The organism is Bacillus sp. AFS059628 (genome assembly GCF_002571225.1).
In the GTDB taxonomy this organism is placed as follows: Bacteria; Bacillota; Bacilli; order Bacillales; family Bacillaceae_G; genus Bacillus_A.
Genome location: NZ_NVEC01000052.1, coordinates 43,963 through 67,236 on the forward strand (window position 1 = coordinate 43,963; position 23,274 = coordinate 67,236).

At 34.2% G+C, this 23,274-nt stretch carries 30 protein-coding genes and 1 pseudogene; 23 read left to right on the forward strand and 8 right to left on the reverse strand.

Annotated elements, in window-relative coordinates; all coding sequences use genetic code 11:
• The first annotated feature begins 375 nt into the window (after positions 1-375).
• Complete coding sequence (locus tag COL05_RS18080; RefSeq protein ID WP_098669590.1) at positions 376-1,767, forward strand: amino acid permease; 1,392 nt, start codon at positions 376-378, stop codon at positions 1,765-1,767.
• A gap of 49 nt (positions 1,768-1,816) precedes the next feature.
• Here the strand turns inward: COL05_RS18080 and COL05_RS18085 are convergent, their stop codons facing one another.
• Positions 1,817-2,836: a zinc-binding alcohol dehydrogenase family protein gene (locus tag COL05_RS18085; RefSeq protein WP_098669591.1), complete on the reverse strand. Its 1,020-nt coding sequence runs from the start codon at positions 2,834-2,836 to the stop codon at positions 1,817-1,819.
• A 303-nt stretch (positions 2,837-3,139) separates the two neighbouring features.
• Between COL05_RS18085 and COL05_RS18090 the strand changes: the two genes are divergently transcribed.
• From COL05_RS18090 to aiiA, 4 genes are all read left to right on the forward strand, one after another.
• Positions 3,140-3,469 (forward strand): PadR family transcriptional regulator, encoded by a 330-nt coding sequence (locus COL05_RS18090; protein ID WP_001969260.1) that lies wholly within the window; start codon positions 3,140-3,142, stop codon positions 3,467-3,469.
• Positions 3,456-4,019: an HAAS signaling domain-containing protein gene (locus tag COL05_RS18095; RefSeq protein WP_098669592.1), complete on the forward strand. Its 564-nt coding sequence runs from the start codon at positions 3,456-3,458 to the stop codon at positions 4,017-4,019. The genes COL05_RS18090 and COL05_RS18095 overlap by 14 nt, the downstream gene beginning before the upstream one ends.
• Positions 4,009-4,875 (forward strand): DUF4097 family beta strand repeat-containing protein, encoded by an 867-nt coding sequence (locus COL05_RS18100; RefSeq protein ID WP_000608750.1) that lies wholly within the window; start codon positions 4,009-4,011, stop codon positions 4,873-4,875. Before COL05_RS18095 ends, COL05_RS18100 begins: the two co-directional genes overlap by 11 nt.
• Positions 4,876-5,208: 333 nt before the next feature.
• On the forward strand, positions 5,209-5,961 hold the full coding sequence (gene aiiA / locus COL05_RS18105) for a quorum-quenching N-acyl homoserine lactonase AiiA (protein WP_098669593.1): 753 nt from the start codon (positions 5,209-5,211) through the stop codon (positions 5,959-5,961).
• A 40-nt stretch (positions 5,962-6,001) separates the two neighbouring features.
• On the opposite strand, the gene COL05_RS18110 is transcribed toward aiiA, so the two are convergent.
• The 3 genes from COL05_RS18110 to COL05_RS18120 form a co-directional block, all read right to left on the reverse strand.
• Positions 6,002-6,496, reverse strand: coding sequence for a hypothetical protein (locus tag COL05_RS18110; protein ID WP_142337551.1), 495 nt, complete (start codon positions 6,494-6,496; stop codon positions 6,002-6,004).
• Positions 6,497-6,585: 89 nt separating this feature from the next.
• Entirely contained in the window at positions 6,586-7,050 is a 465-nt protein-coding gene (locus tag COL05_RS18115) for a DMT family transporter (RefSeq protein ID WP_098669595.1), read from the reverse strand.
• A gap of 13 nt (positions 7,051-7,063) precedes the next feature.
• The gene (locus COL05_RS18120) at positions 7,064-7,510 is read right to left on the reverse strand and encodes a DMT family transporter (RefSeq protein WP_142337552.1); all 447 of its coding nucleotides are present in this window, start codon (positions 7,508-7,510) and stop codon (positions 7,064-7,066) included.
• Between the two features lie 109 nt (positions 7,511-7,619).
• Between COL05_RS18120 and yeiL the strand changes: the two genes are divergently transcribed.
• From yeiL to COL05_RS18140, 4 genes are all read left to right on the forward strand, one after another.
• On the forward strand, positions 7,620-8,312 hold the full coding sequence (yeiL, locus tag COL05_RS18125) for a transcriptional regulator YeiL (RefSeq protein WP_098669597.1): 693 nt from the start codon (positions 7,620-7,622) through the stop codon (positions 8,310-8,312).
• Positions 8,313-8,325: 13 nt separating this feature from the next.
• Positions 8,326-8,679, forward strand: coding sequence for a glyoxalase superfamily protein (locus COL05_RS18130; protein ID WP_098669598.1), 354 nt, complete (start codon positions 8,326-8,328; stop codon positions 8,677-8,679).
• A 204-nt stretch (positions 8,680-8,883) separates the two neighbouring features.
• A complete protein-coding gene (locus COL05_RS18135) occupies positions 8,884-9,927 on the forward strand; it encodes a flavin-containing monooxygenase (protein ID WP_098669599.1) in 1,044 nt (347 codons plus the stop codon).
• A gap of 265 nt (positions 9,928-10,192) precedes the next feature.
• A complete protein-coding gene (locus COL05_RS18140) occupies positions 10,193-10,441 on the forward strand; it encodes a hypothetical protein (protein WP_000666946.1) in 249 nt (82 codons plus the stop codon).
• A 35-nt stretch (positions 10,442-10,476) separates the two neighbouring features.
• Here COL05_RS18140 and COL05_RS18145 read toward each other — a convergent pair whose 3' ends face one another.
• Entirely contained in the window at positions 10,477-11,514 is a 1,038-nt protein-coding gene (locus tag COL05_RS18145; protein WP_098669600.1) for a serine hydrolase domain-containing protein, read from the reverse strand.
• Positions 11,515-11,616: 102 nt separating this feature from the next.
• Positions 11,617-11,811 carry a hypothetical protein gene (locus COL05_RS18150; RefSeq protein WP_098669601.1) on the reverse strand — a complete coding sequence of 65 codons (195 nt, stop codon included), beginning with the start codon at positions 11,809-11,811 and terminating at the stop codon, positions 11,617-11,619.
• Between the two features lie 131 nt (positions 11,812-11,942).
• Between COL05_RS18150 and COL05_RS18155 the strand changes: the two genes are divergently transcribed.
• Positions 11,943-12,224, forward strand: a complete 282-nt coding sequence (locus COL05_RS18155) for a hypothetical protein (RefSeq protein ID WP_098669602.1) — start codon at positions 11,943-11,945, stop codon at positions 12,222-12,224.
• A 29-nt stretch (positions 12,225-12,253) separates the two neighbouring features.
• Here COL05_RS18155 and COL05_RS18160 read toward each other — a convergent pair whose 3' ends face one another.
• The gene (locus tag COL05_RS18160; protein WP_098669603.1) at positions 12,254-12,544 is read right to left on the reverse strand and encodes a DUF3784 domain-containing protein; all 291 of its coding nucleotides are present in this window, start codon (positions 12,542-12,544) and stop codon (positions 12,254-12,256) included.
• Between the two features lie 113 nt (positions 12,545-12,657).
• Between COL05_RS18160 and COL05_RS18165 the strand changes: the two genes are divergently transcribed.
• The 8 genes and pseudogenes from COL05_RS18165 to COL05_RS18205 all read left to right on the forward strand — a co-directional run bounded on the left by COL05_RS18165 (position 12,658) and on the right by COL05_RS18205 (position 18,718).
• The gene (locus COL05_RS18165) at positions 12,658-12,939 is read left to right on the forward strand and encodes a MazG nucleotide pyrophosphohydrolase domain-containing protein (protein ID WP_098669604.1); all 282 of its coding nucleotides are present in this window, start codon (positions 12,658-12,660) and stop codon (positions 12,937-12,939) included.
• Positions 12,938-13,135 (forward strand): annotated as a pseudogene (locus tag COL05_RS31425) (GH25 family lysozyme); the annotation flags it as partial. The gene COL05_RS18165 and the pseudogene COL05_RS31425, both read left to right, overlap by 2 nt.
• A gap of 136 nt (positions 13,136-13,271) precedes the next feature.
• Complete coding sequence (gene bla2 / locus COL05_RS18175; protein ID WP_098669606.1) at positions 13,272-14,045, forward strand: BcII family subclass B1 metallo-beta-lactamase; 774 nt, start codon at positions 13,272-13,274, stop codon at positions 14,043-14,045.
• Positions 14,046-14,606: 561 nt separating this feature from the next.
• Positions 14,607-15,893 carry a hydroxylamine reductase gene (gene hcp, locus COL05_RS18185; protein WP_098669607.1) on the forward strand — a complete coding sequence of 429 codons (1,287 nt, stop codon included), beginning with the start codon at positions 14,607-14,609 and terminating at the stop codon, positions 15,891-15,893.
• Positions 15,894-16,312: 419 nt separating this feature from the next.
• Positions 16,313-16,633: a PadR family transcriptional regulator gene (locus COL05_RS18190; RefSeq protein WP_000429483.1), complete on the forward strand. Its 321-nt coding sequence runs from the start codon at positions 16,313-16,315 to the stop codon at positions 16,631-16,633.
• Between the two features lie 76 nt (positions 16,634-16,709).
• Positions 16,710-17,051 carry a DUF1048 domain-containing protein gene (locus COL05_RS18195; protein ID WP_000889650.1) on the forward strand — a complete coding sequence of 114 codons (342 nt, stop codon included), beginning with the start codon at positions 16,710-16,712 and terminating at the stop codon, positions 17,049-17,051.
• A 155-nt stretch (positions 17,052-17,206) separates the two neighbouring features.
• Positions 17,207-17,968, forward strand: coding sequence for an ABC transporter ATP-binding protein (locus COL05_RS18200; RefSeq protein ID WP_098669608.1), 762 nt, complete (start codon positions 17,207-17,209; stop codon positions 17,966-17,968).
• Positions 17,969-18,718, forward strand: a complete 750-nt coding sequence (locus tag COL05_RS18205) for an ABC transporter permease (protein ID WP_098669609.1) — start codon at positions 17,969-17,971, stop codon at positions 18,716-18,718.
• A 104-nt stretch (positions 18,719-18,822) separates the two neighbouring features.
• On the opposite strand, the gene COL05_RS18210 is transcribed toward COL05_RS18205, so the two are convergent.
• Positions 18,823-19,782 (reverse strand): helix-turn-helix transcriptional regulator, encoded by a 960-nt coding sequence (locus COL05_RS18210; RefSeq protein ID WP_098669610.1) that lies wholly within the window; start codon positions 19,780-19,782, stop codon positions 18,823-18,825.
• A 110-nt stretch (positions 19,783-19,892) separates the two neighbouring features.
• Here COL05_RS18210 and COL05_RS18215 point away from each other — a divergent pair, with 110 nt between their 5' ends.
• The 5 genes from COL05_RS18215 (at position 19,893) to COL05_RS18230 (ending at position 23,266) form a co-directional block, all read left to right on the forward strand.
• Positions 19,893-20,372 carry a GyrI-like domain-containing protein gene (locus tag COL05_RS18215; RefSeq protein ID WP_098669611.1) on the forward strand — a complete coding sequence of 160 codons (480 nt, stop codon included), beginning with the start codon at positions 19,893-19,895 and terminating at the stop codon, positions 20,370-20,372.
• A gap of 144 nt (positions 20,373-20,516) precedes the next feature.
• The gene (locus COL05_RS18220; RefSeq protein WP_098669612.1) at positions 20,517-20,774 is read left to right on the forward strand and encodes a DUF3963 domain-containing protein; all 258 of its coding nucleotides are present in this window, start codon (positions 20,517-20,519) and stop codon (positions 20,772-20,774) included.
• 255 nt (positions 20,775-21,029) lie between these two features.
• On the forward strand, positions 21,030-21,161 hold the full coding sequence (locus COL05_RS31920; protein WP_257152577.1) for a hypothetical protein: 132 nt from the start codon (positions 21,030-21,032) through the stop codon (positions 21,159-21,161).
• Positions 21,162-21,324: 163 nt separating this feature from the next.
• Positions 21,325-22,047: an RNA polymerase sigma factor SigI gene (sigI, locus tag COL05_RS18225; protein WP_098669613.1), complete on the forward strand. Its 723-nt coding sequence runs from the start codon at positions 21,325-21,327 to the stop codon at positions 22,045-22,047.
• Positions 22,037-23,266: an anti-sigma factor domain-containing protein gene (locus tag COL05_RS18230; RefSeq protein ID WP_098669614.1), complete on the forward strand. Its 1,230-nt coding sequence runs from the start codon at positions 22,037-22,039 to the stop codon at positions 23,264-23,266. Before sigI ends, COL05_RS18230 begins: the two co-directional genes overlap by 11 nt.
• Positions 23,267-23,274: the final 8 nt, after the last annotated feature.

A 23,274-nucleotide genomic window follows, 5' to 3' on the forward strand; every position in this document is an offset into this window, starting at 1 on the left:
TGTGAAACCGAGGAAGAAATACTCTCCTCGGTTATTTATATTGTAATAATATTCATACCGGAATCAAATTGAATAGATGTATTTTATTGTTAATTCAGTTAAAAATTAAACATAATCATGCATATTAATTTATTGAAAAAATAATTGAATTTTTCAGATTAATGAATTAATATAAGGTAAGTAATTTTAAGATTTATAGAATGTTGGAAGATGAAAGGTTTTGAAAATTTTGTGAGAGGCAAAAAAAGATTTTAGGATAGCTTTAAAGCTAGTGTAAAATGACGTTTGCTTCATCATTTTCAGGGCCGAAAGGAATTAGGGGAAAGCATCTTGTTTTAAAATGTAGCTATGAATCATCTAAGAGGGGGAAGTTAAGTGGCAAACAAAGAATTGAAAAGAGGCTTAGAAGCACGTCATATTCAAATGATTGCTTTAGGCGGAACGATTGGTGTTGGCTTGTTTATGGGGTCAGCCAGCACGATTAAATGGACAGGTCCGTCAGTAATGCTTGCGTATGCAATTGCAGGTGTTTTTATTTTCTTCATTATGCGTGCGATGGGTGAAATGTTGTATATGGAGCCGAGTACAGGTTCATTTGCGACGTTCGGTCATAAGTATATTCATCCGTTAGCTGGTTATATGACAGCGTGGAGTAACTGGTTCCAGTGGGTTATCGTTGGGATGTCAGAAATTATTGCGGTAGGAGCATATATGCAATATTGGTTCCCAGACTTACCGGCATGGATACCAGGTGTAATCGCAATGGTTATTCTTGGCGCAGCTAACTTAATTTCTGTTAAGTCATTTGGCGAATTTGAATTTTGGTTTGCGATGATTAAGATCGTTACGATTCTATTAATGATTATTGCAGGATTTGGACTTATTTTCTTCGGAATTGGTAACGGCGGAGAAGCGATTGGCATATCAAATCTTTGGTCAAATGGCGGTTTCTTTACAGGTGGTTTTTCAGGATTCTTCTTTGCATTATCACTTGTAGTGGGAGCATACCAAGGTGTGGAATTAATCGGTATTACTGCTGGTGAAGCAAAAGATCCGAAGAAGACACTTACAAGAGCGATTCAAAGTACAATTTGGCGTATTTTAATTTTCTATATTGGTGCTATTTTCGTTATTGTAACTGTGTATCCGTGGGATCAATTAAGTACAATTGGTAGCCCGTTCGTAGCAACTTTTGCGAAGGTTGGTATTACGGCAGCAGCTGGACTTATTAACTTCGTTGTTATTACAGCGGCGATGTCTGGTTGTAATAGTGGTATTTATAGTGCGGGTCGTATGCTTTATACGTTAGGTGTAAATGGACAAGCACCGAAATATTTCACGAAACTTTCTGGAAATGGTGTGCCTTTATTCGGTACAGTTGGCGTAATTATCGGTTTAGCGGTCGGTGTTGTTTTAAGTTATATCGCACCGAAAAACTTATTCGTATATGTATATAGTGCGAGTGTACTTCCTGGTATGGTACCGTGGTTCGTCATTTTAATTAGTCAAATTAATTTCAGAAAAGAAAAGGGAGCAGAGATGAAAGGTCATCCGTTCAAAATGCCATTCGCTCCTGTTACAAACTATTTGACGATTGCCTTTTTAATTATGGTATTAATCGGAATGTGGTTTAACGATGATACACGTATTTCACTAGTTGTAGGTATTATTTTCTTAGCTATCGTTACAATTAGTTTCTACGCTTTCGGAATAGGGAAACGACGTCCGTTAGATGTTCCAAATGATCAGGAGATTTCAAGTAAATAAAGATAGTAAAAAAGTCCGATTTCTCATTTGGAAATCGGACTTTTTGTTATTAAAACTTTTCTAAAACGATTTTCCCAATTGTACTGCCGCTTTCAAGTAGTACATGTGCTTTCTTTACATTTTTAGCGTTAATTGGTGTTAGTGTTTCATTTAATGTAGTCTTTAAAATGCCTTCATCTAACAGTTCGCTTACTTTATTTAATAGTTCGTGCTGCGTAATCATATCACCAGTTTCATACATCGCTTTTGTGAACATAAACTCCCAAACGAATGTAGCACTTTTACTTTTTAAAATACCCATTTCAAGAGGGTGTTCATTTTCTACGATAGAGCAAATTTTTCCTTGTGGTTTAATAAGCTCACATATTGCTTGCCAATGTTGATCTGTATTGTTTAAGCAGAAAATATAATCTACATCTTTTATCCCGAATTCTAATATTTGATCTCGTAAAGGTTGGTGATGGTTAATAATATAATCGGCACCAAATTTTTCAACCCAGTGTATCGTTTCATTGCGGGATGCAGTTGTGATGACATTTAATCCAGCCCACTTTGCAAGTTGAATCGCAATCGAGCCTACACCACCAGCACCGCCAATGATTAAAATGTTTTTAAATGTATTCTCATCTCTTTTATTATAATCAATACCTAAACGTTCAAATAAACCTTCCCATGCTGTAATAGCTGTTAAAGGGAGTGCTGCAGATTCCGCATCACTTAACGTTTTAGGTTTTTTACCAACAATTCTTTCATCAACTAAATGATATTCACTATATGTACCTTGTCTCGTAATGCTTCCAGCATAAAACACTTCGTCGCCTTCTTTAAATAATGTACAGCTTTCGCCAGTTTGCACGACAACACCACTAGCATCCCAGCCAAGTATTTTCGCTACATCTTCTTTTTTATCTTTCGGAGAGCGAATTTTTGTATCAACTGGATTAACGGAAATAGCGTTAATTTTAATGAGTATATCTCTTCCTGTAGCAACAGGTCTTTCAACTTCAATATCAATTAAACTGTTTTCTTCTTCAATAGGTAAGTATTCATGTAAACCAATTGCTTTCATTTGTATTCCCTCCATTAAAGTAAGAGTCATTTACCCTTTTATTATAGTAGGTAAAGTGTCATTATGTAAAAAAGTTGAATCCTTTCCATTTTGTAAAAGGCTTGTTTTAGCCTCATTTAGAACTTTGTAACTGCAGAGGGCCAGCCATCGTTTTGATTTTCTTTGGATGAAAGGTATATATTTTTATACTGTACCTTGCAATGAACAATACTAAATGGTATGTTATACTTGTAGTTACTTATTATAAAACAGTACTAAATAATAAATAGTAGTGGATATTAATTAGAATAGGGTGAATGAATATTGAATGTACAATTTAAAAAAGGAGTTTTGGAACTTTGTGTTCTTGTCTTACTGGATAAGCAAGACCGTTATGGATATGAATTAGTTCGAAATATTTCTAATCGAATTGAAATATCAGAAGGGTCTGTTTATCCTCTTCTTCGAAGGTTAACTAAGGAAGAATATTTTACCACGTATTTACAGGAGTCTTCAGAAGGTCCTTCAAGAAAGTATTATACACTAACGGATAAAGGTAGAACGTATTTGTATCAACTTTTGGAGGAATGGAATGAGTTCTCACAAGGTGTCAATCAATTAATTAAAGAAGGTGTACGTAATGACGAAAGATAAATTTTTAAAACAATTAAATATATCTCTAAAAAGATTATCTGATAAAGAGCGTGCAGATATTTTAAAAGATTATGAAGAACATTTTACTTTCGGATTAGAGGAAGGGAAAAGCGAAGAAGAAATTGCAGTTTCATTAGGTTCTCCATCTCAAATCGCTAAAGAGCTATTAGCAGATTATCATATTGAGAAAGTAACAACAAGTGCAACAACAGGAAATGTTTTCCGTGCAATTTGGGCAGTAATTGGATTAGGTTTTTTCAATTTGTTAATCGTGCTTGCACCTGCAATTACATTAGCGGCATTGATTTTTTCAGGATGGGTTCTAGGTATCTCATTTTTAGGCGCACCATTACTTGTTTTAGTTGATGCTATTATACATCCAAATACATTCTTGCTATTTAATCTTTTTGTTTCTTTAGCACTTTGCGGACTTGGATATTTCATTGTTATTGCTATGTTATTTTTAACGAAGCTAGCAAAGAATGGATTTGTTCGTTATTTAAAGTTCAATATGGCATTAGTAAAAGGTGGTTTGAAGCATGATAAATAAAAAGAGCCTTTCAATCATTGCAGGTATTGTTTTCCTTATTGGTATTATCGGAAGTTTATTTACTTATCGTTCAATTGCTGCAGTACCAATTTCTGAAGAAAAGGTCATTAACAATAATAATGTGTCAAGCGTCATTATTGACACGAATAACGTTCGTGTTAACATCAATCCTACAACAGATAGTAGTATTAAAGTAAAATTAGATGGCGAAGTGAATCCTAATGTAAAAAGGAAATTAGCTACGGATGAGAAAGATTCAAAGCTTCTCATTTCTTACAAAGAAAAACAACAGAGCTGGTTTAACTTTAATATTTCTGAAGTATTGGCACCATTAACATTAAATGTGTATCTACCCGAAAAACAATATGATTCATTAAAAGTTTCCAATAATAATGGATACGTTTCTGCTAAAAAACTAAACACAACACATTTTAATATCAATACAAGCAATGGACGTGTTGAATTAAGAGAAATCAATTCGCCAAAAATTATCGCAGAAGCAAATAATGGAATTATGGATTTCAAAGATGTATTGGCACAAAATATTCATGTGAAATCGAACAACGGACGAATAGTGCTAGACCATGTTGAAGGTGAAATAGAGGGGCAAACTAAAAATGGAAGTCTTACTCTGAAAACGAATGAACTGGATCGAAATCTCAATTTTATGACTCACAATGGAAAAATCAATATTGAAACTGAAAAAGAACCAACTAATGTTCAATTTAATGTTTCTGTTGACAATGGCAGAGCGAATATCCTTGATAAATATAATGGAAATACGGTTATTGGAAAAGGAGAAAATGTAATTAAATTAAACACACATAACGGAAATATTACAGTGAAAAAACAATAGTATATTATCTTTTATAATCTCAGCTCGCCACACATAAAGAGTAATAATAAATAAAAGAACCGACTCCTTTTCTCGATATATAGGTAGTCGGTTCTTTTATTTGTAACATTCGTTTAAGTGTGTATCTTTTTCGTATTACAAAATACAAACAGTTGATTTATTACTCTGGATTCTTAGGGAAATAATGAATAGTAATTAAAAGTGTAAGGAGAATTTGTGAATGACTCAAAAATAATAATTGAAACAGTGAAGGAAGAGAAGGAGTTTATTTCTAACAGGAGGAATTTTTTACTGTGAACTTTATCCAAAACTAAATGTAAAGGTGGATACATAATGACAGTAAAGAAGCTTTATTTCATCCCAGCAGGTCGTTGTATGTTAGATCAATCTTCTGTTAATAGTACGCTCACACCTGGGAATTTATTGAACTTACCTGTATGGTGTTATCTTTTGGAGACAGAAGAGGGGACTATTTTAGTAGATACAGGTATGCCAGAAAGTGCGGTTCATAATGAAAGCTTATTTGAAGGGACATTTGCAGAGGGACAGATTTTGCCGAAAATGACTGAAGAAGATAAAATTGTAACTATTTTGAAACGTGTAGGATATAAGCCGGAAGACCTTCTATATATTATTAGTTCGCACTTGCATTTTGATCATGCAGGGGGAAATGGTGCTTTTTTGAATACGCCAATTATTATACAGCGTGCTGAATATGAGGCGGCACAATATAGAGAGGAATATTTGAAAGAGTGTATACTACCAGATTTAAACTACAAAATTATTGAAGGTGATTATGAAGTGGTACCTGGTGTTCGGTTATTGTATACACCAGGACATTCTCCAGGGCATCAGTCATTATTAATTGAGACGGAAAAATCCGGTCCTATATTATTAACGATTGATGCATCTTATACGAAAGAGAATTTTGAAGATGAAGTACCGTTTGCGGGATTTGATTCGGAATTAGCCTTATCTTCAATTAAACGTTTAAAAGAAGTTGTGATGAAAGAGAAACCGATTGTTTTCTTTGGACATGATATAGAACAGGAAAAGGGATGTAAAGTGTTTCCAGAATATATATAGTGCAAAAAGTCATGAGCTTATTTGCTCATGACTTTTTCGTTTAAATAATTTTTTTAAATAAGTTATATACTTTTTTAGAACTATCTTCATTTAATTGATAGTACGTAAGGTTTACATCATCAGGAGTATCTTGCTGAGCAATCATCACTTCGTTACTGTGATGGTCAACTACCCATATGAAATATTTTTTATAAGTTCCATCCTCGAAAGTAATCCACATATCACAGTCTATTAAATCTGATCCTTCTTCATCTAATGTTAATTTTCCTTTTTTGGCTGTATCCATACTGTTCATGAATGTCTTTAATTCATCTGTTTTTGTGAGAAAGATATCTTTTTTTGTTTTAATTGACTCGACATGTATATCTTTTATTTCCTGTTTTCCTAAAAAGACAGGGGGCTCATTTGGATCTCTTTGAGTTGAAATGATAGTAGCTTTCTTCTTTGGTTTGTTTGCTGTATAGAAATCTTGAATAGATTTTCCAGAGTTGAAAAACCATACGATACAAAAAATAATCAATACGCTACCGAGCAGTAAAATGATTTTCTTAATAGAATATTCTCCTCTCTATTACTTCGTATGAAGAGTTTTTCTATTAATATATGATAGGGAGGCGCAAAGTATTATAGTTGAACTTGGTTATGTTTCACAGTTTTTACAGGGCGATCTACGAGTAAATTGTAAGTGAGACCAATTAGTACGAAAATGCCACCGATAACTTTGCCCATTGAGAGTTCATGTGACAAGATGAAATCAATGATAGTCCCCGCAAATAATTGTCCGATAAAGATGAGTAATGTTAAATAAAATGCTGATATTTTAGGAGTGATATAGTTGGATAATGAAATAACGATAACGCCTACTAATCCGCCTAAGTACACAGCGATAGGAATAGATTGTAACGTCTGCATTGGAATATACAATGAATCTGAGCTGAAAATTAAAAATAATGTAGAGAAAAATAATCCAGTAATATAATTAAAAAAAGTGCCTTCCCAATTGCCAATTTCTTTTGCTAAATTCGCATTAATAATTCTAGCAACGACGATAGAAACACCAGCTAAAATAGCGATTGTAACATATAACATTTTCTTGCCCCCATTAATAAATTGTCATGATTATAATTCCAGAAGAGATGAAACATAATCCAATTAGTTTTTTCTTTTCAAACTTTGCAACTTTCATTCCTAATAAGCCGAAATGATCAATAACGATGGAAGCAATGGATTGACCGAGTAAACTTAATGCGATCGTAATAGAGGCACCAAGGACGGAGAAACTTATATTATTAAAAAGAACAGTGAATACTCCAATCGCTCCAGCGCTATATAAAAAAAGTGGAATACTTTTATCAAAATGGATTTTATTTTTGTTTACGATTAAAATGAAGATAACTGCAAGTAAACCGACAAGGTGAATGACAACGCTCGCTGTGTACTTGCCAATTAACTCAGATAAAATCCCATTCAATGGCAGCATAACGGCGATGAGCACACCAATAAAGACAGAAAGAAAGTTATACAATGTAATATCCCCTTTATATTTCATATTTGTAATGACTGTATCATGCTGAAATTGTGTATTACTATGACATATGTCATAGTAGAGAAAGAAAATTTTGATTACAATGAGGATGAGTTGTAAAGGCGGGGGAACTATGAAGAAAGTATGTAATTCTATTAAATTAGCAGAGTATATGAAACAAAATAATATTGACTCCTTTTTTAGTAATGATATGAATCCGTATATGGAACTAATATTTTTTAAAAAGAATGAGTTTATTTGTAGAGAAAATGAAGAGATAGATTATTTATATTTTTTTGTTGAAGGAAAAGCGAAAGCGTTTAATACGTTAAGTAACGGGAAATCTGTATTATTATGCTTTTATGATAGCTTGCAGTTGCTTGGAGATGTGGAGTTAATTCATTCACAAAGGATTACTTCAAACGTACAAGTAATGGCAGATTCATATTGTGTTGGTTTGCCTTTAGGAAAAGTGAGAAATCAACTATTTCATGATGCGAAATTTTTACGATGTATTTGTGGATCACTAGCACATAAATTAAACCGACTTTCAAAAAATAGTACCATTAATTTACTATATCCACTTGAAAATAGACTTGCGAGTTACATGTTAGCAGCGGGAGAACGAGCTGTGCAACATGGGAATCGAATTGTATTTAGTGGGAATTTAACAGAAACAGCTGAATTGTTAGGAACGAGTTATCGGCATTTATTACGCACATTGAATACCTTTTGTGATAAAGAGATTATAAAGAAAAACAATGGATGCTTTGAAGTAGTGAATGTGGATGTTTTAAGGGAATTGGCGGCAGATGTTTATAAATAGGTGAGGATTATAAATGATTACACCTATATTTAGAATTTTTGATATTGAAAAAGCAAAGCAATTTTACATAGATTTTTTAGGGTTTAAACGGGATTGGGAACATCGGTATGAGGAACATATGCCATTATATATGCAAATTTCGTTACATGATGCTGTAATCCATTTATCAGAACATCATGGGGATGCTTCGCCAGGCGGTGCGATTCGGTTCAAAATAGGTAATGTAGAGGATTATCATTCTATATTATTGAATAAAGAATATGCTTATTCGAAGCCAAATATAGAAAAAACACCTTGGGATACAATTGAATTAACTGTAATTGATCCGTTTTCAAATAGAATTATATTTTATGAGGAAAAATTGTAGAGCCGGAAGGAATTAATATATATTTTTTTAGAGATAGTGCAGTGTAATTACGTATTAAATAAATGGGATGAAGAGTAGTTCATAAAGCGGTGAACTACTCTTTTTCATTTTGTTAAATAGATTGAAATATTGAAAAATAAATCGTATCATAAAACATATGAACAAATGAGCATGTATTCATACGTTTTGAGAAGGAGGAAAAAGATGTTAGATGTAATTATTATTGGAGCTGGTCAAGCTGGATTAGCTATGGGATATTACTTGAAGCAAGAAGGATATAATTTCTTATTAATTGAGGCAGGAAACCGAATTGGGGATTCATGGAGAAACAGATATGATTCTTTACAGCTCTTCACACCGAGAGAATATAGTAGTTTACCAGGGATGGTAGTAAAAGGAGAAGGAAAGGGATTTCCATGTAAAGATGAAATGGCAACATATTTAGAAGAATATGCAAGACACTTTACATTACCGATCCAATTGCAAACCGAAGTTTTAAAAATAAAGAAAGAAAAAGATATATTCGAATTACATACTCCTACAGAAGTTTTACAATCAAAAAAGGTTGTTATCGCAACAGGTGGTTTTCAGCAACCGTACATCCCTTCATTTTCACAACATCTTTTATCACATGTTTTTCAAATACATTCATCACAATATAAATCACCATCACAAATTCCTAAGGGGAAAGTACTCGTAGTAGGTGGCGGGAATTCAGGAATGCAAATTGCAGTAGAACTTGCAAAAACTCATGAAGTTACAATGTCTATCAGCCATCCTTTAACATTTTTACCGTTACGTCTTTTTAGAAGAAGCATTTTTAATTGGTTAGAAAAATTAGGTTTATTGTACGCCGAAGTAAATACTAAGAGGGGAAAGTGGTTTCAGAAGAGAAAGGATCCTATTTTTGGTTTTGAAGGTAAAGAATTTATTCGTAATGGAGCAATTAAACTAGAGGAAAAAGTGGTTCATGCATCAGAAAATGGCATTATGTTTCAAAATGGTGGCACGTATAGCGGAGGAAGCATTATATGGTCAACTGGTTTTATTCAAAACTATAAATGGATTGAAATAGAGCAGGCAGTGAATGAGAAAGGATTTCCTAATCATATAAGAGGAATAAGTCCAGTAAAAGGGTTATATTATATCGGTTTACCGTGGCAATCTCAAAGGGGCTCTGCACTTATTTGTGCTGTGGGAAAGGATGCAGCATATTTACTTTCTAAGATCAAAAAAATAGATCAGTAGCAGCGACTACTGATCATCCATATGTACATGAATTAGGAGAGGTCAAACATTTATTAACTTTATTATAATTGATTTTCATAGGAATAAAAACTGAAAATTCTAATTTTATGTTGAGAAAGTTTTTTGTATCGAAATATATAAAAGAATAGGGGTTTTTAGGAAAAAGAAATATGATATTTATATTTTAATAAATTATGATATAGTTTATAAAGAGTAGATTACATAAAATGTTATTTTATTACATATAAAGTAAGGGGGAATGGTTGTGAAGTTTGATGATCAACGCCTACTAGGAGTACGATTAGGTTCAGTACTTGTAACAGAGGAAAATCAATATTTAGTAATAAAGAAAAAAGATCATTATGCATTATTAAATATACATAATTTAGAATGCACACATGTTGAAGTGCAGCTAGAACATATTGAAGAAATGTTGCAGGAAGATTTCCAAGAAAGTATAACGGAGATTATCGCACCGGAACATATAAAAATTGTTGCGAAAAATGTTATATAAGAAAGAAGCTGAAAGGAACAGCTTCTTTCTTTTCATTATAAGGATAACGTTTCTAAAACGTCACCAATAATCCCTTCCATTTGATGAACACCTAAATCAGTGTTCGTCATTATAACAGCACCATTACCCCGGTATGGATAACAAACCATCATACATTGAAATCCAACGCCCCATCCAAGTGAATATATTTGAAAGTCTTCATTAGAATTATCTAGAAAAACCCCTAATCCAGTCCATTTTGAGCAACCTTGAGGTGAAATCATATCTTGTACTGTTTTTTGAGAAAGTTTTAGTTTGCCCTTTCCTTGTAAGGAATGAATGATTTCAATTACTAAAGTTGATAAGTCTGTTGGTGTTGTCCAAATACCTGAAGCAGCTGCGAAGGGATAAAATGGATACTTTTCATTTGTAACGGTGCCATTTTTATTATGCCCGCAAGTAAAGATCTCCATTTTATTTATATCTTCAGAAGAGAATACTGTACTATTCTTTAGCTGGAGTGGCTGAATGATATATTCTTCAAGTAAAAGTTTGAATGGTTTTCCAGTTATATCTTCAAGTAGTAATTCGATAATACAAAAGTTTGCATCAGAGTAGTGAAATTCACTTTCTGGTTTATAAGTTATTTCTATTGGTACTGAACAATATGATGTTTTACCAGCAAGTAGTTCAGCCATGTTTGGTCGCCCTTGTGCAAGTGTATAATGTTCAAAACTATTAGGGGGATCAATAATTCCAGATTGGTGACTTAATAAATTTCGTAACGTAACTTTTTTCTGTGAGGTAAATAGATTGGTAGGTATGTTCCAAGATGTGAGTCTATCATTTATGTCTTCATCTAAATGTATGATTTCTTGATCTGATAACGTTAGTACGAGCATTGTAGTGATGAATTTACTAATTGAACAAGAGTTGAATATAGAATTCGTAGTGACAGTTCTAGTTGTTCTAGATTCAAGCGTTCCAAAGGCAATCGTTTCGTCTAGTTTGCCATCACGTATAATAGCAAGGCTTAAACCTGCAACGGAATATTGGTTCATTTTTTCGTATATATTGTTACTTTTTAAGTTCATAGTGACTCCTTTCTTGAAAAGACAGAATGTTAGTTCTATTATACAGTAGTAAATAGAGAGAAAAAGAAAAAACTTCATCTTTTATCGATGAAGTTTTTTTAGTTAATTCGAAGTGAATGTTTTAAAAAATTTATCTCGGTACATGTACATAAACCATGAAGTTGTTAGTAAGGAAATGATAACTTGTTTGTTTTGAATTGGCGCATTGAAAACAAGCCAGCCAACGATATCAAATAATAAATGTAGTGCAATTGAAAGAACTACAAATTGTAGCAACGTATTTAAAAATCTTTTCATAAAGTGTCCCCCTAAAATAAAAGGTTTTATCAACATTGTTGTATATTACTATTATACATTAAATGTGTTTTGTGGTAAAATTTACATAAGATAATGAAATAAAACAAATGAGAGCTAATAGGGGGATAGTCATGGAATTTTGGATGATCATACCGATAGCGATCTTTGGGTTTATTTATATTGTTGAAAAATTAAATAGAATCGAAAAGAAAACGGATGCACGTTTAAAGAGGATGGAAGATAGATTACAGCTAATTACGAAGGAAATGGGAATTATAGATAGAGAACCTGAAATTAATAAAGAGTTGCGCCAGCTTATGGAAGAAGGAAAAACAGTTACAGCAGTTAAAAGAGTAAGAGAGGCTTTTGGTTTTTCTTTACTAGAAGCGAAGCAATATGTTGATAAATTATAAAAAAGATCATCCATTTGGATGATCTTTTTTCAATGCACCATGCGTGTATTTACATAAGCAGCGATTATAACGTGGCCAATTATAATGATAGGAAATAAGATTTTTGCATTAGGGGTAGTGAAGACACTGCCAATTGTGGCAATAGCACCAGCAGTTAAATTATAAAGACCAACTATTTTTGATAACTTCATTTTATCTGGTACACGGCGTTCGTTGAATCCTGATAAGAGCCAAGTGTATTGCTTAACTCCGATGAAATAGGCTAGTGCAAATGAAATAATTGCTAGTATGAATAATGATGGGGAAGCGAAGAGAGTCATTGAAAACACCTCCATGAAAGGGCTATAAATAAATTATAGTATGAATGTTATAATTTAACAAAATACATTTTTGATTTTAAGTGTAAGAGAAAAACGGAGAAGGGAGATTAAGTATGAATATTGTGGAATTCCAGAGGTATGTATTAAATTTCAGTAAAGAAAAAGGATTTCAAGATACAACAATTGAAGAGCGTACGATGTATACAATGGCTGAATTAGGTGAATTAGCGGAAGTTATATTAAAGCGTGATAAAATACAAGATTCGAAAAGAGAGATTGGTTTAGAAATGTTTGATGTAATTTGGAATGTATGTGATTTAGCGAATAAGTTAGAAATTAATTTAGAGAAGGCGTTTGAAGAAAAAATGATGATTAATAAAAAACGTGAATGGTAATGCGTATTCCCAATTTGATATATGGATTCGTAGTGTTTTTACAAAACCGAGTTTATCTGATGAGAGGAAATGGACGTTTTGGCAATACACGAACCGGGGGAGATTAAATGGTTATAATGGAAAAGAAAAGTATATTGATTTGAATGTATTTTATGGGAATGAAGAAGAGTTTGAAAATTTCGGAATGAAAGGTTAAGTTTTAAAGCGCACAAAATTTTGTGCGCTTTTTATTAATGGTATGAAAAATATGTAAGAAAAGATGGAACAAACACTGAAGATGAATTGTCTATTATAGGTAATAACTATTTCGTTTGAAAGAAAGGGTGGAGAAAATGAAAAAGAATATATTATTAAAATTAGGGGTATGTGTTAGTTTACTAGGAACAACTCAATTTGTTAGTACAATTTCTTCTATACAAGCAGAACGAACGGTAGAGCAAAAAATAATAAAAAATGAGACAGGAACTATTTCAATTTCTCAGTTAAACAAAAATGTATGGGTTCATACGGAGGTAGGTTATTTTAACGGGGAAGCAGTTCCTTCGAACGGTTTAGTTCTTACTGCTTCTAAAGGGTTAGTACTTGTTGATTCTTCTTGGGATGACAAATTAACGAAGGAACTAATAGAAATGGTAGAAAAGAAATTTCAGAAGCGCGTAACGGATGTTATTATTACGCATGCGCACGCTGATCGAATTGGCGGAATAAAAATGTTGAAAGAAAGAGGCATTAAAGCGCATAGTACGGCATTGACTGCAGAACTAGCAAAGAAAAATGGATATGAAGAACCACTTGGAGACTTACAAACGATTACGAATTTGAAGTTTGGAAATATGAAAGTAGAAACATTTTATCCAGGGAAAGGACATACAGAAGATAATATCGTCGTGTGGTTACCGCAATATAACATTTTAGCTGGAGGCTGTTTAGTGAAATCTGCGGAAGCTAAAGATTTAGGGAACGTTGCTGATGCTTATGTAAATGAATGGTCTACATCGATTGAGAATGTACTGACGCGATATAGAAATATAAATGCAGTGGTGCCTGGTCATGGAGAAGTAGGGGATAGAGGATTACTTTTACATACATTGGATTTGTTGAAATAAAAAAAGCGAGGAGAAACAATTTTCTCCTCGCTTTCTTCTAACTATATTTAAATGCGAAGTCCGCATACGTTACTGAGATTTTAATTCCAAGTATACAAATACCAGTACCGTCATAATTGCGATAACAACGTAAGTAGCATCAAGCATAATAAGTGTTTTCAAAGTTTCAGTCATCCGAATTCACCCCTGGCATAAAAATCATAAAGATAACAATGTACATGAGATTTCTTAAGTAGTTTCTATATAAATATATCATATAAATAATGTAAACAATGTTAAGATGATGTAAATGTATTGTAAACGAAGGACTTTCCCATAGAATTTTTAATCAAAAAAATTGCTAGTTGCTAATAGTTCTCTAAATCTATTAACTGGCTATTTGAAAGCACCAACAAAGATGTACATTTTTCAGTAATGTTTTTAGAGTCAATAAAAATGTTATGTCAACAATATGAACTGTCACAAATTTTTATATATTATAGTGATTGATATCACATCCCTTTTTCTCAATGGGTATTATGCTTAGATTGTAAGGAATGATTGGGAGAGGGTGGGATAATCATGTTTTGTTATCAATGTGAACAAACGCCAACAGGCGGATGTAAAGTAATCGGTGTTTGTGGTAAAAATGAAACAATAGCAAGTTTACAAGATACGATTGTATTTGGATTAAAAGGAATTGCTGCTTATCGTACGCATGCTGCCCAGCTAGGGTATACGGATGCTTTTGTAGATGCTACGACACAAGAAGCATTGTATATGACATTAACAAATTCCAACTTTAATGAACAAGAGCATATTGATATGGCTATTAAAGTTGGGAAATCGGCTTTACGAGTAATGGAGTTGTTAGATGAGGCGCATACGAATCACTTTGGTGTTCCAGAACCTGTTCAAATTACACAAAACTATGTAGAAGGTAAAGCAATTGTAGTTACTGGTCATAATTTATTTGCGTTAGAAGAATTATTAAAACAAACAGAAGGAAAAGAAATTAATATTTATACGCATTCTGAAATGTTACCAGCACACGGATATCCGCAGCTGAAAAAATATAAACATTTAAAAGGAAATATCGGTAAGGCATGGTATGATCAACGACGTCTTTTTGAAAAATTTACAGGTGCCATATTAGCGACAACGAACTGTGTTATGCCAATTAAAGGATCATACTCTGATCGATTCTTTTCATATGATATTGCAGGTTTAGAAGGTGTACAAAAAATTGAAAATGATGATTTTGCACCGTTGATTCAAAAAGCGCTAGAACTTCCAGAAGTACATATGGAATCGGATGAACAGTTAGTAACAGGGTTTCATCATAATACAGTATTATCATTGGCTTCTGAAATTATTGAGGCAGTAAAAGCAGGAAAGATTAAGCGTTTCTTTGTCATCGCAGGTTGTGATGCACCAGGAAAAGGCGGGGAATATTATCGTGAATTAGCAACGTCACTTCCACCAGAAACAGTTATTTTAACGACTTCTTGCGGAAAATTTCGCTTTAATGATGTAGAGTACGGTGTTGTACCTGGTACGGAGATTCCGCGTTACATTGACTTAGGACAATGCAATAATTCAATTTCTACAGTGAAAATAGCAGCCGCTTTAGCAGATGCTTTTCAATGCGAAGTGAACGAATTGCCAGTTAGTATTGTTCTATCATGGTTTGAACAAAAAGCGGTTGCGATTTTACTTGGGCTATTTAGTCTTGGTATTCAAGATATTCGCATCGGTCCAAAGGCACCTGAATTTATTTCAACTGGCGTGCTTGATGTATTACAAGAAACATTCGGTTTGAAATTGATTACAACTGCAGCAGAGGATATGGATATGATATTATCGTAACAAAAGGATGATTTCTCTTATTAAGAAGAAGAACTGACCTATAGCGCCCCGAAACAAAATTGTAGAATTTTTGTTTCGGGGCATTTTTTCTTAGTGGGATAGGTAATAGTTGATTTTAGAAAAATATAAAAATCAAGTTGACATTTACAACTACTCAGTCATACAATGTACTTGTAATAGGTAATACTCAGTAGTGCTGTTTCTCAAAATATTTTCAGCAAACGATAGGTAATAGCGGTTTTTAGAAAAATTTTGAAAATCAGTTGACATTCACAACTAATTAGTCATACAATGTAGTTGTAATAAGTAATACTGAATAGTGTAGATGTACTCAAAAGCTATTCAGTAAAAATTCGCCTTAGTACTCTGTGGTACTGAATATAAGTCAGACAGAATAGGGGGTAAAGGAGGATCAGGATATGGAAAATTTAACTGAAATGTTGAAAGGTTCACTGGAAGGGTGTGTACTGGAAATCATCAGCCGCCGTGAAACGTATGGTTATGAGATTACTCGACACCTGAATGATCTTGGATTTACCGAAGTTGTAGAAGGGACGGTTTATACTATCCTCGTACGATTAGAAAAGAAAAAGCTTGTAAATATTGAAAAGAAACCATCAGATATGGGACCGCCTCGTAAGTTTTATTCATTAAATGAAGCAGGCCGTCAGGAACTTGAATTGTTTTGGAAAAAATGGGATTTTGTATCTTCAAAAATTAACGTCTTGAAGTCAAACTAGCTTCATAATATAAAATGTTCCGGCTCATATTTGGAGAGTTTCTTGTTCTGCTTTATAAAAAAAGGAGGAAAATAAGATGTTGGAAATATTCAAAAAATTAATTGGTGATAAAAAAGAGTACAGAATGATGATGGCACGTGTTGCAGCACTACCCGAGGACTATCAATTTGTGTTTAAGAAAATTCAAAACTACATGTGGAATTTTTCAACCGGAAACGGGATGGATATGCTGCACATACAGTATGAATTAATCGACTTGTTTGAAGCTGGTGCAGCGGAAGGCAGACAAGTGCTTGACATTACTGGGGAGGACGTAGCATCTTTTGCTGATGAACTAGTGGCAAACGCTAAAACGTATGTTTCCAAGTATCGTGAGGATTTGAATGAAAGTATTATGAAGAAATTGAGAAAAAAATAAATGCAATTAGTAATACCGACTGATTAGCTGGTTACAAATGTGAATTGCCGCCATCGCTATTCAGTTATATTTTTAAACCACTACTAAGTAATACAGAATATCAGTGATACTAAATAGGGGTTATAGGTAACCTATTTTAATAAGGAGGAAAAAGTATGAGCAACGCAGCGATTTCTATAACAGGGTTAAAAAAATCTTTTAAAGATAAAGAAGTCTTAAAGGGAGTAGATTTTGAGGTGCAGCGTGGTGAAATTTTCGCGCTGCTAGGCTCAAACGGGGCGGGAAAGACGACAACGGTCAATATCCTTTCGACGCTAATTAAGCAAGATGATGGTGAAGTGAGTATTTGCGGGTTTGACATCCAGCGACAACCAGATCATGTTCGTCAAAGCATCAGTTTGACAGGACAGTTCGCAGCTATAGACGGCATGTTGACTGGGAGGGAAAATTTGATCATGATTGCCAGGCTACGTGGTGTTTCCAGTCCCGCCCAAGTCGCTGACAATTTACTTACAAGATTTAGCCTGACAGATGCGGCCAACCGGAGGGCAGACCAATATTCAGGCGGGATGAAGCGCCGGCTTGATATCGCGATGAGTTTGATCGGGGCGCCAGCAGTTATTTTTCTAGACGAACCAACGACTGGACTTGATCCGGAAGCGCGGATTGAAGTGTGGAATACTGTCAAGGAACTTGCCGGCAGCGGCACAACGATCTTGCTCACGACGCAATACTTGGAGGAAGCAGAACAACTAGCTGACCGTATCGCTATTTTGCATGGCGGAAAAATTATTACGACAGGTACTCTTACTGAACTGAAAGAGATGTTCCCGCCAGCGAAAGTGGAGTATATCGAGAAGCAACCGACATTGGAAGAAATTTTCCTAGCGATTATCGGTAAAAAGGGGGAGATGTAAATGAAAAGCAAAACAGGGGTATTACTAGGGCGCTTAATGCGTAATATTATGCGTAGTCCGGATACAATTATTACTGTAGCGATTACACCGATTATGATGATGCTATTATTTGTTTACGTATTTGGCGGCGCGATAAAGACAGGAACGGATAACTACGTGAATTATTTATTGCCAGGAATTTTGCTAATGGCTATCGCATCCGGTGTGGCTTACACTTCTGTGCGATTATTTACGGATGTAAAGAGTGGGCTGATGGCACGTTTTATTACGATGCCAATTAAGCGCTCATCGATATTGTGGGCTCACGTTTTAACCTCACTTGTTGCGAATGCTCTTACTATCGTAGTGGTTATTCTTGTTGCGCTCTTAATGGGCTTCCGTTCCAGTGCTAATATGCTAGAATGGCTTGCAGTAATTGGAATACTAGGAATGTTTACGCTAGCGCTCACATGGCTAGCTATCATTCCAGGGTTGAAAGCGAAGTCAATGGAGGGAGCAACAGCGTACTCGTACCCGCTAATTTTTCTTCCATTTATTAGTTCAGCCTTCGTACCTACTGAAACGATGCCAAAAATTGTTCGTACATTTGCAGAGAATCAGCCTGTAACTTCAATTGTAAATGCGATTCGTGCCCTTTTATATGAAGGGACTGTTGATAACGATATTTGGATTGCACTCGCTTGGTGCGTAGGAATCATGATTATCTCGTACTTTTTTGCTAGTAAAGCATTTAAACGTCAGTTAGGGTAAGTGAATTAAGTCATCTGAAATAATATATATGTTTGAAAAGCACGGAAGGTTTCCGTGCTTTTATTAGTTGCTGTGCACTCATGGTAGAAAATACGGATTATCGCTCATGGGCAATATAAGGATAGTCGTTCTTGTAAACCTTCTAATACTCCTTCAGGCATTTCCACAATTTTAATATCCTCACCTAGGAAAAGCAGCCAATTTGTCATCTCTGTCACTTCATCGGAATTGTGAACATCGATAAATGTTTTTAAAATGGCTGTAGATTGGTAAGGATTTGTATAAGAAATTGAAATTTTGAAAGGGTGGTATTTTTTGAACTGGGCAATTGCTTTTGGACCAAGTTCAAGTACAAGGTTCAATACCTCGTCCTTTTTATTGAGTTTTTCTAAAATCTTTTTCTTATTTAACCTCTTTTTCGGTGTGTACGGTTCGATATTGATGAGGTCATCGACAGGGAAAATCAGCTTCTTTTCTTCTTTCAAGTCAAATCCTTCAATGATCCAATGGCTTTTTTCTTGATAAAGGTGTAATAGGTAAATTGGATAAGATTTGATTTTTTCTTCCTTGACAGTAATCAATAAATGTCTATCCAAAAGAAGGATTTGAATGAGTTTTTCTAACATCGGATGGGGGAGGTCAGAAAGCTCAAGTAGATCGGGATTATGGGGGTTAGTCCCTTCAAAAAGTAAGAGTTGATTTAAAAGAACAAGGTCATCTTGTTGAGTTTCAGAAATGAGTCCTAGTAGTTTTTCGGCTAAAGATTGGCGACTCTTTAGATAGGGAAGTTGTTGGTTTCTTGTAGCCATAAAGGCAATAAAAAGAGCTTTCACTTCATTATCAGTAAAGCGAACAACGGGCAGGATAGAATTGTGCATGACAAAATATCCACCAGTTCTTCCAACTTCAGCGACAAGTGGCATGCCCATAGCTTCAATTTCTCTTATGTCTCTAATAGCTGTCGACCGTGCTATGTTAAATTCTCGTATGATTTCAGTAATTGTAAAGTGGGAGCGATTGTTGATATACCGCATAATCGTATTAATACGTTCAACTTTTTTCATTGGAGTCTCCTAAACAGTATCATTTTTTGACATGATTTAAAGTTATTATAAACTCATCAGATGAAAAGATAAATCGTTTGATTCATTTTAAAAAAAGGAAGGTATTGAAAATGAAAAATTATACGATAGAAGAAAAAGATAGCTTTATTGTGTTAGGTATTGGAACTGAAATTAAGAGTGACTATACAGACTTTGCTGGAATCAATAAAGAAAAGGAAGACTTTTGGTCGGCTGTTAAAGAAGATGGAAGGCTCGATACTTTAAAAGCTTTAGCTACAAATGAATACATTTTTTCTGTGAGTGAAGCGGTGAATAACAAGATGATGTATTATGCTGGTGTTATGACAGAGGCACAAATAGAAGAAGCATCTAGAGTAATCCAGTTTCCAAAGGGAGAATACTTAGTTGTGAAAGGGGAAGGTAAAACGGCTGAAGAGTTAAGTAATAAGCTGACTGGTATTGCCTTCGGTCAAGCTTTACCAGATGCAAAAGATTTTGCTTATGTTGGTGGCCCAAATACAACGGTTGAGATGGGGCAGAGAGACGGTTTAGTATTTGGTGAAATGTGGATTCCAGTTGTTAGGAAGTAAAGTGATAAAAGGTACGAATATGGAAAGTAGGGGCTAACAATCTTGAATTGTTAGCCTTTTTGACATGAATAAAATATTCATGCTGCTACACAATATGTTCTGGTAAAATGGAATAAAAGGGAATTAATGTAAGGTGGTGGCGGTTTGAATAAAAAAAGGATATTTGAGCTGTTCATAGTAACGTTGGTTTTTCTATTCCTTCATGTAAGTACATTTACTAATGAAATATTTAATGATAAATTGGAATCTTTTACTTTCATTGTGCTACTTCTTATGCTTTCTATTTACACTGTATTTATAGAAAAGTATTTTGATGATATAAAAAAGTGGATTCGAAATATTACATTTTGTTTTGCTTTGTTAGTAGTTGCTGTAGTGGCGCTATGGATAGGTTACTTTTAAAGATTTACTTCTGAAAATGAGAATTATATGAAAATGAAAGTTCTCCAATAAAAAATCTGGAGGACTTTTAAATTTGATTAATTTTTNNAAAATTGATGGCTTTTATTTTTGAAACAAATATTTATTTTATAAAAAATATTTTTAGACCCCCATAAATTTTGTTGTTCTTTCGAATATGTATAGTGCAGAAAGCAAATGGAATTAAAAGTACACATCGGATACAGCATTGAAGCATTTATAAAATTGCTAGATTAAGTGAGGAAGTCGAAAGAAAAGGCTGAAATTACCAGAAATATAGAGAAGAGTTATGTAAAGATTGCAGATAAAATAGAAAAAGAGCAAGCAAAAAATATAAGAAATGAAAATGCAGATTTAGCTTTTGTATAAACAGAACAGAATAATCATTAAGAAAACGATGAGGAAAGTCGTTTTTGAAAAATACGAGCAACAACAAGAAGACAAGCTCAAAGAAAAGTACTAACAAAATGTGGTTGAATGGTCACTTGTTTAGTGACCATTTTTCTATGTGAAGGAGGCTGGGAGATTACAAGTGTTGAGTTTAGTAATGAAGATCTTAAGAAAACCAAAAATAGAAGATATCGTATATAACATACAAAATAACGAAGAAGATAAAGAAGCTTTTATCGTGCAGTATCAGCCGTTTATTAGAAAATCAATCTCGTCTGTCTGCCGCCGATATATTACAGAACAGGATGATGAATATAGTATTGGATTGTTTGCATTTAATGAAGCAATAGAAAAGTATTCATATAAAAAGGGAAAATCTTTTCTAGCGTTTGCTGATCTTCTTATAAAAAGAGATGTAATTGACTATATACGCAAGGAGTCTAAGCATAACCTTGTCTTTTTAAAAGAAGATGAGCAAGAGGAAATGTTAGAAATGCAAGTATCGCTTACGGAGTATATGAAAGAGATGGAAAATAGCAACCGTAAGGAGGAAATTCTTCATTTTCAAAGTGTGTTAGCTGAGTTTAAAATCACATTTTCAGAGCTTGCTAAAGAATCTCCTAAGCACCGTGATTCGCGTGAGCACTTAATAGAAATTGTGAAGATTATTATAAAAGAAGAGGAAATGATGGAAGAGCTGTTCCGAAAGAAAAAATTACCGCTTAAACATATTGAACCGCGTGTTAGGGTAAGTCGTAAAACGTTGGAGCGACATAGAAAATATATCATTGCAATGTGTATTATCTTCGCAAATAACTATACATACATTCTTGATTATATAAGGGGAGGGAAGCATGATGAATAAAGGAATTGTAATGGATATAAAAAAACATAGCGTAGTTGTTTTAACGCCAAATGGAGAGTTTATTACGTGTAAAAGAAAAGGGGATTCTTGCGTGATTGGAGAGGAAATCTCGTTTGAAGAACAAGAACAAAGAGCATCGCGTTTTTCAATCCCTTATTTTTTAAAGCCGGCATCATTACTTATTACTTGTTTTCTATGTGCGCTTTTATTTTTCTACAACCAACCGGAAGAAAAAGTATTTGCTTACGTCTCAGTTGACATTAATCCAAGTTTAGAGGTGAGCGTAACGAAGGATCTTCGCGTTATAGATTTACAAGCTTGTAATGATGATGGAAGGCGTATTTTAAAAGAATTGAAGCAATGGGAAAATAAACAATTGCAAGAAGTGATACGTACAATTATAAAACAGAGTCAAGAAGATAAGTATTTAACGGATGATAAGCAAGTTATGCTAACAGCTGTTGCAAAGGATAAGTCGCTAGAACAACAGTTGGAAAAGACAATGAAAGAATTAAAGAAAGAGTATGAGCTAAAACATATTACAGTCGAATATCAAAGTAGCACAATGCAAGTACGAGAGAATGCTAGAAAAGCTGGAATTGGCACTGGTGTTTATATAAAGCAGGAGAATGAGAAGAATAAATCGCTTACTCCACCCGCCTCGCCGTCTAATCAGATGGAAAACGAAGAAGAGATGCAATCGCAGCCGGAGTCATCTCCTGATGCATCACCAGATTTGTCTCCTGTAAAAGAAAAAAAATATGAGAAGCCAGAACATCAAGAACAAAAGAAAACAGAGGAACAGCCATCTAGGCAAATAAAAGAAAATAATGGACAACAGCAAGGAAATAACGGAAGAGGATCTCAGCAAGAAAATAGAGGACCACAACAAGGGAATAATGGGCATGAGCAAGGAAACAACGGAAGAGGACCTCAACAAGGGAATAACGGAAATGAGCAAGGAAACAACGGAAGAGGGCCTCAACAAGGGAATAATGGGCATGAGCAAGGAAACAACGGAAGAGGGTCTCAACAAGGGAATAATGGGAATGAGCAAGGAAACAACGGAAGAGGACCACAACAAGGGAATAATGGGAATGAGCAAGGAAACAACGGAAGAGGACCACAACAAGGGAATAACGGAAATCAGCAAGGAAACAACGGAAGAGGGACTCAACAAGGGAATAATGGGAATGAGCAAGGAAACAACGGAAGATGACCACAACA